3 protein-coding genes are annotated in these 3,828 nt (G+C 70.5%); all 3 read left to right on the top strand.

What is annotated here, in order from left to right; all coding sequences use genetic code 11:
• A partial coding sequence (locus E1298_RS45020; RefSeq protein WP_131903500.1) for a right-handed parallel beta-helix repeat-containing protein occupies positions 1 to 1,075 on the top strand: 1,075 nt, incomplete at its 5' end.
• Between the two features lie 122 nt (positions 1,076 to 1,197).
• Positions 1,198 to 2,343: a right-handed parallel beta-helix repeat-containing protein gene (locus E1298_RS45015; protein WP_165975963.1), complete on the top strand. Its 1,146-nt coding sequence runs from the start codon at positions 1,198 to 1,200 to the stop codon at positions 2,341 to 2,343.
• A 52-nt stretch (positions 2,344 to 2,395) separates the two neighbouring features.
• Complete coding sequence (locus tag E1298_RS45010; RefSeq protein WP_131903498.1) at positions 2,396 to 3,727, top strand: UDP-glucose dehydrogenase family protein; 1,332 nt, start codon at positions 2,396 to 2,398, stop codon at positions 3,725 to 3,727.
• Positions 3,728 to 3,828 lie beyond the last annotated feature (101 nt).

Below are 3,828 nucleotides of genomic sequence, written 5' to 3'. Positions count from 1 at the left end.
GGGCCGGGGAACCACGTTCCTGGTGCCCGCCGCGAACCTGGTGAGCGGGACGATCGACCACTCCTCGTTCACCGGCGACGCCTACGGCCTGTTCGTCACCGCGTCCAACCAGACGCGGCTGAGCAACAACACGATCAAGAACAGCCTGGTGCACGGGGTGCTTCTGCACCGGTTCGCGAAGAACGCCACGATCGAGAACACCACGGTCACCGGCAGCCGGGGAGACGGGTTCGTGCTGTCGCGCGGGACGGAGGGCGTCCGCGTGACGGACTGCACGTCCGAAGGCAACGGCGGCAACGGCTTCACGCTGGACGGTCAGCCGCTCGCCGACGGCCCCTCGGCGTCCGGCGAGGCGATCACCGCTTTCGGCGACAACCTGGTCAGCGGCGGCGTGGCCCGGAACAACCGCCGATACGGGGTCGAACTGCTCGGCGGCGACAACGTCACCGTCCAGAACAGCCGCGTCATCGGCGGCGACATGGGCATCGTGGCGCGGGACGGCGGGACGCGCATCCAGATCTCGGGCAACCAGGTGAGCGGCCCGGAGCGGCAGGGCATCGTGCTGCGCGACGGTGTCAGGCGCGGGACGGTGTCGGGGAACGTCATCACCGGCGCGGAGACCGCCCTGTACGTCCGGGATGCCGCCGGCGCCGTCAGCGGCAACACGGTGCAGTCGGCCCACCGGCATGGGGTCACGCTGCGCGGCGACGTCGCGGGCACCGCCGTCCGGGGCAACACCATCAGCGGCGCGGGGACGAGCGCGCTCAATGTCGACCGCGTCACCGGTGCGTATACGAGCGCCGGCAACACCACCAAGGGCTGGCACAAGACCACCGGTTTCTGGACATGGGTGAAGCGGGTCTTCAAGCCGATGAACGTCATCTGGGCGGGCGTGTTCCTGCTCGTAGCCGTCTCGGTGATCCGATCCCGGGGCGCGGGGCCGCGTGCCGGACGCCGTGGCGCCCATCCGTACGAGCGGCAGTCCACGCTCGAAGAGCGTCCGATTCGCGTGCTGCGGCCCGCCGCCGTCCACCCGCAGGAGGCAGAGCGCATGGAGGCACACGCCGGCCACTAGCCCGACCTGGACGAGGCACGGCAACCCATCGGCACGGCGGGGGGCGGCAGGACGGAAGCACGGCGGAACGGCGGCGCGGTGGGACGGCGGGGCCAGAGGGGCATCGGAGGAGTTGTTCGGCAATGACGGTGAAGATCGATATCAAGTTCGTCCTGGGCCTTCTGGTCGGCGCGGTCGTCGTCGGCGGGCTGGTGTTCGCGTTCACCGGGAAGGACGGTGACGGGGGCGGCTCCGAGAAGAGCGCAGGCAGCACGACGGCCGATCCCGTCCCGGCATCCGCCGACACCGGCGGCCAACGCGACGGCGGGGAAGGGGAGAAGGGCGGTGGCACCGAGGCCGGCGCGGCGTTCACCTTGCCCGTCCCCCAGGGTCCAGGCAAGATCGACTGCCCGCGGCCGACCAGGACCGTCACCAACGCCGCCGGCCTGGTCCAGGCGTTGCAGGCGGCCAGGCCCGGCGACGTCATCAAGATGGGGCCGGGCACCTACCAGGGCGAGTTCGTGGCGCGGACGTCCGGGACACGGCAGCGGCCGATCTTCCTGTGCGGTGGCGAGGATGCGATCATCGACGGCGGCGGCGTGAAGAAGGGCTACGCCTTCCACCTGGAGAAGGCCGGCTTCTGGCGGCTCATCGGCTTCTCGGTGCGCAACAGCCAGAAGGGCGTGATGGCCGACACCAGCAATGGGTCGGTCATCCAGGGGCTGAACGTCCACGACATCGGTGACGAGGCCGTGCACCTGCGTAACTTCTCCACCGGCAACATCGTCCAGTACAACAAGATCTACAACACCGGGCTGCGGCGCGAGAAGTTCGGCGAGGGCGTCTACCTCGGCACCGCGCAGTCGAACTGGAAGCAGTTCTCCGGCGGCAGGATCGACAACAGCGACGGCAACACGGTCCGCGGCAACGCCATCCGGGCCACCGCCGAGGCGATCGACATCAAGGAGGGGACGACCGGCGGCAAGATCATCGGCAATGTGTTCGACGGGTCCAGGACCGGCGGCGACAAGCACAACGACTCCTGGGTGGACGTCAAGGGCAACGGATATGTCATCGAGGGCAACCGGGGCGTCCGCACGCCGCTCGACGGCTTCCAGACGCACAAGATCCTGGACGGCTGGGGCCGGGGGAACGTGTTCCGCACCAACACGATCGACCTTGCGGGCGGCCGCGGCGTCGGGATCGACGACACCGTCGGCGGCAACACGATCGCCTGCGACAACAAGGTCCAGGGCGGCCCCCTCACGAAGAGGGGCCAGTGCTCTTAGGGCCCGCGGGAGCGTCACTTCCGTCATCGAAGGAGAAGAAGGAGAAGTGTCAATGAACCCGACGGGGTCTCCGAGGCTCACCGTCATCGGCACCGGCTACCTCGGTGCCACGCATGCGATCTGCATGGCCGTCCTCGGCTTCGAGGTCGTCGGCGTGGACGTCGACCAAAGCAAGATCGACAAGCTGTCGTCCGGCGAGGTGCCGTTCTTCGAGCCGGGCCTGCCGGAACTGCTCGCCAAGGCGCTGGAATCGGGCCGGCTGCGGTTCACCACGTCCTTCCAGGAGGCGGGCGCGTTCGGCGACGTGCACTTCGTCTGCGTCGGGACGCCGCAACAGCCCGGCTCGGACGCCGCCGACCTGACCTATGTCGAGGCGGCGGTGCGCGGTCTCGCGCCGTATCTGGACCGGCGCGCCCTAGTCGTCGGCAAGTCCACGGTGCCGGTCGGCACGGCGAAGCGGCTCACCGGAATCCTGCACGACCTCGCCCCGGCGGGCACCGACGTCGAGCTGGCCTGGAACCCCGAGTTCCTCCGCGAGGGCTTCGCCGTGGACGACACGATGCGTCCCGACCGGCTGGTCTTCGGCGTCGCGTCCGACTGGGCGGAGGAGCGGCTGCGCGCCGCGTTCAAGCCCGTCCTGGACCTGGGGACCCCGGTCGTGCGCACCGACCTCGCCACGTCCGAGCTGGTCAAGGTCGCGGCCAACTCCTTCCTCGCCACCAAGATCTCCTACATCAACGCGATGGCGGAGGTGTGCGAGGCGGTCGGCGCCGACATCAAGGATCTCGCCGACTCCCTCGCGCTGGACGACCGGATCGGCGGCAAGTTCCTCAAGCCGGGCCTCGGCTTCGGCGGCGGCTGCCTGCCGAAGGACATCCGGGCGTTCGCACACCGCGCCGAGGAGATCGGCGTCGGCCAGGCCGTGTCGTTCCTCCGCCACGTCGACGACATCAACCGGCGCCGCCGCGCCCGCACCGTCGACCTCGTCCGCGAGGTGCTCGGCGGGCAGATCTCCGGGAAGCGCATCGCGGCGTGGGGCGCGGCGTTCAAGCCGAACTCCGACGACATCCGCGACGCGCCCGCCCTGGACGTGGCGCGCACGATGCACGGCCTCGGCGGGCACGTGCGGGTCTACGACCCGGCCGCGCTCGACAACGCCCGCCGCTCGTTCCCCGAGCTCCGCTACGGGGAGAGCGCACTGGACGTCGCCCGGGACGCCGACGTCGTCGTGCTGCTGACCGAATGGGCGGACTTCCGGGAGATCGAGCCGGACGCGCTGGCCCGGGTCGTCCAGCACAAGCGGATCGTGGACGGGCGCCACGCCCTCGACGCGACGCAATGGCGCGCCGCCGGCTGGGAGTACCGCGCCCTAGGACGCTCCTAAGCCCCCCGCCCGCGCGCGCCCTCCGCAGGTGCGCAGGTGCGGATGGGTGTGTCCCCGGATGGGTGTGTGCGCGGCGGGGTGTGTGCGCGGGTCGCGGGTGG

Source organism: Actinomadura rubrisoli (assembly GCF_004349215.1).
GTDB lineage: Bacteria > Actinomycetota > Actinomycetes > Streptosporangiales > Streptosporangiaceae > Spirillospora > Spirillospora rubrisoli.
The sequence above is the reverse complement of the archived record's forward strand: the minus strand, read 5'-3'. Positions and strand labels throughout refer to the sequence as shown.